The following is a 2,973-nucleotide window of genomic DNA, read 5'->3' as shown; positions in this document are numbered from 1 at the left end:
CAAAGAAGACGAACAGAACCCTCGACACGCACACCATGTGTGCAACACTTTGGGAATCCGCATGAAGACCTGGAACGAGCCGCAGGCGACCGAGATCAAGATGGACGCGGAGATCTCGTCCTATCAGGACGACAGCTACGACCCGTACAGGGACTGCCCGCTCTTCATGAAGAGCGATGCCGCCGAGACCGACGGCGACCCCAAGCTCCCGCGCGCCTGAATCGTTAGCTAGGAGCGTGTAGGGCATAGTCGCGACCGCGAAGCCCGCGACGCCGAGCCCGCCCGCGACCCCGCCCGCGACCCGCGACCCCCGACCGCGACCCCGCCCCCGCCCACGACCCTGACCGCGACCCCGAAGGGCCGCGGACGAGAGCGATTCAGCGGATGAAGCCTGTGAGGAGGGCGACGACGCGATTGCCGATGACGACGCACCGGTCCGCCGCTTGTTGCGTGGTGTCTCCGGCGTGAGCGGCGATCTCGACGGCGGCGACCGCTTCGACGGCTTCTCCGCGCGCGATGGCGAAGACGCGCGCCTTGTCCGCGCGCGAGACGCGCCCGGCGCCTTCCGCGCAGTTGAGGCATGCGCCTTTTGCGGCACGCAGCGCTTCATCTCTGAGCTTGGCATCTCGAATGTTCGCCGCCTTCACGGCGAGAAGAAGCTCGACGGCCACGCCATAGGCGACGAGCTTGTGGTGAGGGAGCAGCGGAGCGCGAGGCTTGGTTTGGTCGGTCATGCCCCCCATCGCGCAGGAGTCGTGACAGCGCCTTCTGCGATCCCTGTCATCTCTTGCGATCACGGGGCGGCGCTGGCGCGACTCCTGCGCGTCTCGGCATGACCGACCAAACCAAGCCTCGCGCGGGCCAGAGACCGCGCGCGTCGAGCGCTTTCGTCCTTCGTGCGTGAGACAATGCAGCAGGGGATCGACGCGGAGATGGTTTTCTGATCTCGTGACGATGTGACGAGCAAGCGCTATCAGGATTGGGACCCGACGCAGTCGTACCTGCTTCCGCCGTCGCCACTCGAGTGGCTCCCGCAGGGGCACTTGGCCTTCTTCATCCTCGATGTCGTCGCCGATCTGGATCTGAGCCCGATCGAGCGTGCGATTCAGGGCAAGGACTTGCGCGGGCAGCGGCCGTACGACCCACGGATGATGACGGGATTGCTGCTCTACGCGTACTGCGTGGGCGTCTTCTCCTCGCGACGGATCGAGCGAGCGACGTTCGAGGACGTGGCGTTCCGCGTGCTGGCGGCGGGCCAGCATCCGCACTTCACGACGGTGAACCACTTTCGCCTGCACCATCGCGCGGGCCTCGCGTCGCTGTTCGAGCAGGTGCTCAAGCTGTGTCGCAAGGCGGGTCTTTTGAAGCTCGGACGCGTTGCGCTCGACGGCACGAAGGTGCAGGCGAACGCGAGCAAGCACAAGGCGATGAGCTACGAGCGCATGGGCACCGAAGAGGTTCGTCTGAAGAACGAGATCGAAGCGCTGCTCGCGAAGGCCGACGAGATCGACGAGCGCGAAGACGAGCACTCTGGCAAAGACCAGGCTGCGCTCGACATCCCCGAGGAGCTGCATCGACGCGAGGCGCGGCTCGAGAAGATCCGCTGGGCGAAGGCGGCGCTCGAGGCCGAGGCGAAGAAAACACGCGCCGCGCAGCTACTCGAAAACGCTGCCGGACAGCGTGACGTCTCACGCGACGAGAGCGTCGACGCCGGGGAGCGACGGCGCGCCGCCGCACGCGCCGACAGGAGTGAGCAAGCGGCGAAGAAGTTCTCCTCGAAGGACGACAACGACGATCCGCCGGCCGGTGGCAGCGCGCCCGCGGACGATCTGCCGAAGCATCGCGTGCCCGCGACGCCCGACGGAGATCCGAAGCCGAAGGCGCAGCGCAACTTCACCGATCCCGACAGCCGCATCATGATCAAGGACGGCGCCTTCGTGCAGGCCTACAACGCGCAGACGGTCGTTGCCGACGACAGCCAGCTCATCGTGGCTCATGCCGTCACGAATCAGGCGCCGGACGTCGAGCATCTCGAACCGATGCTCGAGCGATGTGCACTGCAGGCAGGCGAGATGCCGGGCGAGCTCTTGGCCGATACCGGCTACTTCTCGAAGGCGAACGCGGCGTGCTGCGATGCGCGAAACGTCGACGCGTACATCGCAGTGAATCGCAAGAATCGGCCGCCGAGCAGACAAGGGCCGACGCATGAAGCGTGGCAAGAGATGCACGCCAAGCTCATGACGCGCTACGGACGAGAGGCGTACGCGCGCAGAAAGAGCATCGCGGAACCACCGTTCGGCCAGATCAAGGAAGCCCGCCGCTTTCGCCGCTTCTCCTTGCGCGGTCTGTCGAAAGTGCGCGACGAGTGGGCGATCGTGTGTCTCGGTCACAACCTCTTGAAGCTCTATCGAGCTGTCTTCTCGCTCCCCGCGCTCGCAACGGCGTAAACGGGCAGCCAGCGGGTCCCCCATCATCATTGGCCACCACAGCGCGTGTCGCGGTCGGGGTCGCGGTCGCGGTCGGGGTCGCGGTCGGGGTCGGGGTCGCGGTCGCGCTCGGACGCCGAGCGAATGCGCTACACGCTCCTAGCGAATCGTTAGCTAGCCAAACGTCGGTCAGCGGCTCACCGGCACGAGGTCGGTTCGACGATCGCGCGCTCGACCGCGCGACGGACTGGCATGCGGACGTCCTTGCCTCGCAGCGGCGCGAGGCGAGTCTCGAGATCTCGCGGATGAAGCGCGCCCAGAGCTTCGTTGGCGGCGATGCCGATGCGGTCGTCGCCCTCGTCGACCGGCGCGCGTGAGAGATGCGCGAGCTTGGTGAGGCGATCGGCTGCGTTCTGCACGCACATCGCGCCGAGCGTCTTCGCGGCCAGCGCGCGCACCTCGGGATCCTCCTTGGTGTCGTCGAGGCGCTCGCGGACGAGCCCGGCCTGCGACGTCGCATGCTGCTTGCCAAGGGCGGCGATCGAGG

The 2,973-nt window shown here is 66.7% G+C and carries 4 protein-coding genes; 2 read left to right on the top strand and 2 right to left on the bottom strand.

Annotated features, from left to right (window positions below; all coding sequences use genetic code 11):
- Positions 1-220 (top strand): hypothetical protein (locus tag Q0030_RS40485; RefSeq protein ID WP_298380699.1); only part of this gene is annotated, 220 nt, incomplete at its 5' end.
- Between the two features lie 157 nt (positions 221-377).
- Here the strand turns inward: Q0030_RS40485 and Q0030_RS40480 are convergent.
- Positions 378-734, bottom strand: coding sequence for a four helix bundle protein (locus tag Q0030_RS40480; protein ID WP_298380696.1), 357 nt, complete (start codon positions 732-734; stop codon positions 378-380).
- Between the two features lie 222 nt (positions 735-956).
- Between Q0030_RS40480 and Q0030_RS40475 the strand changes: the two genes are divergently transcribed.
- Entirely contained in the window at positions 957-2,447 is a 1,491-nt protein-coding gene (locus Q0030_RS40475) for an IS1182 family transposase (RefSeq protein ID WP_298380693.1), read from the top strand.
- A 176-nt stretch (positions 2,448-2,623) separates the two neighbouring features.
- On the opposite strand, the gene Q0030_RS40470 is transcribed toward Q0030_RS40475, so the two are convergent.
- Positions 2,624-2,973, bottom strand: a 350-nt coding sequence (locus tag Q0030_RS40470) for a hypothetical protein (RefSeq protein ID WP_298380690.1), incomplete at its 5' end; no start/stop codon positions are given.

It is taken from the genome of uncultured Bradyrhizobium sp. (genome assembly GCF_947648125.1).
Classification (GTDB): Bacteria; Pseudomonadota; Alphaproteobacteria; order Rhizobiales; family Xanthobacteraceae; genus Bradyrhizobium.
This window is presented reverse-complemented; position numbering and strand designations above follow the sequence as displayed.